We start from the raw sequence: 1,437 nt of genomic DNA on the forward strand, positions 1-1,437 counted from the left end.
CGCACCCGTAGCTTCGGTACCTGGTTTGAGCCCCGTTACATCTTCCGCGCAGGCCGACTCGACTAGTGAGCTATTACGCTTTCTTTAAAGGATGGCTGCTTCTAAGCCAACCTCCTAGCTGTCTGAGCCTTCCCACATCGTTTCCCACTTAACCAGGATTTCGGGACCTTAGCTGACGGTCTGGGTTGTTTCCCTTTTCACAACGGACGTTAGCACCCGCTGTGTGTCTCCCACGCTGCCACTCACCGGTATTCGGAGTTTGCCTCGGGTTGGTAAGTCGGGATGACCCCCTAGCCGAAACAGTGCTCTACCCCCGGCGGTGATACGTGAGGCGCTACCTAAATAGCTTTCGAGGAGAACCAGCTATCTCCGGGCTTGATTAGCCTTTCACTCCGATCCACAAGTCATCCAAATCTTTTTCAACAGATCCTGGTTCGGTCCTCCAGTTGATGTTACTCAACCTTCAACCTGCTCATGGATAGATCGCCCGGTTTCGGGTCTATTTCCAGCGACTGGTCGCCCAGTTAAGACTCGGTTTCCCTACGCCTCCCCTATACGGTTAAGCTCGCCACTGAAAATAAGTCGCTGACCCATTATACAAAAGGTACGCGGTCACCCCACGAAGGGGCTCCCACTGCTTGTACGCATACGGTTTCAGGATCTATTTCACTCCCCTCTCCGGGGTTCTTTTCGCCTTTCCCTCACGGTACTGGTTCACTATCGGTCAGCCAGGAGTATTTAGCCTTGGAGGATGGTCCCCCCGTCTTCAGTCAAGGTTTCACGTGCCCCGACCTACTCGATTTCACATGATCAGGTTTTCGACTACGGGACTATCACCCTGTGTCGTCGAGCTTCCCAGCTCGTTCGTCTAACCAGTCACATGCTTAAGGGCTGGTCCCCGTTCGCTCGCCGCTACTGGGGGAATCTCGGTTGATTTCTTTTCCTCGGGGTACTTAGATGTTTCAGTTCCCCCGGTTCGCCTCCCGCACCTATGGATTCAGTGCGGGATACCCAGGTTGCCCTGGGTGGGTTTCCCCATTCGGAAATGTCCGGGTCGCAGGTTGTTTGCCACCTCGCCGAACCTTATCGCAGGCTTCCACGTCCTTCATCGCCTCTGGCTGCCTAGGCATCCACCGTATGCGCTTCATCGCTTGACCATATAACCCCAAGGGGTCTGATCCGCGATGACAACACGACAATTGCCGGATACGCTTGAGACGTATCTCGTGTCCTTTCTTTCGAAAGAACGTTTGTCAGCATGATTCACATTGTTAAAGAGCGACTGTTCGGAGAACAGTGAAAAACGCTAGCACTAACGTTTTTCACTGGTCACGAAACATTCATCGACTGTCGGGAAGATGGTGGAGCCTAGCGGGATCGAACCGCTGACCTCCTGCGTGCAAGGCAGGCGCTCTCCCAGCTGAGCTAAGGCCCCTT

At 54.1% G+C, this 1,437-nt stretch carries 1 tRNA gene and 1 rRNA gene (1 of these 2 running past the window's edge); both read right to left on the reverse strand.

The features are described from left to right. A 23S ribosomal RNA gene (locus tag FHR97_RS19995) occupies window positions 1-1,157 on the reverse strand (it extends 1,411 nt beyond the left edge of the window). A 202-nt stretch (window positions 1,158-1,359) separates the two neighbouring features. Continuing rightward, window positions 1,360-1,435: transfer RNA gene (locus FHR97_RS20000), tRNA-Ala, on the reverse strand. Window positions 1,436-1,437: the final 2 nt, after the last annotated feature.

The organism is Halomonas stenophila (genome assembly GCF_014192275.1).
GTDB classification, from domain to species: Bacteria; Pseudomonadota; Gammaproteobacteria; order Pseudomonadales; family Halomonadaceae; genus Halomonas; species Halomonas stenophila.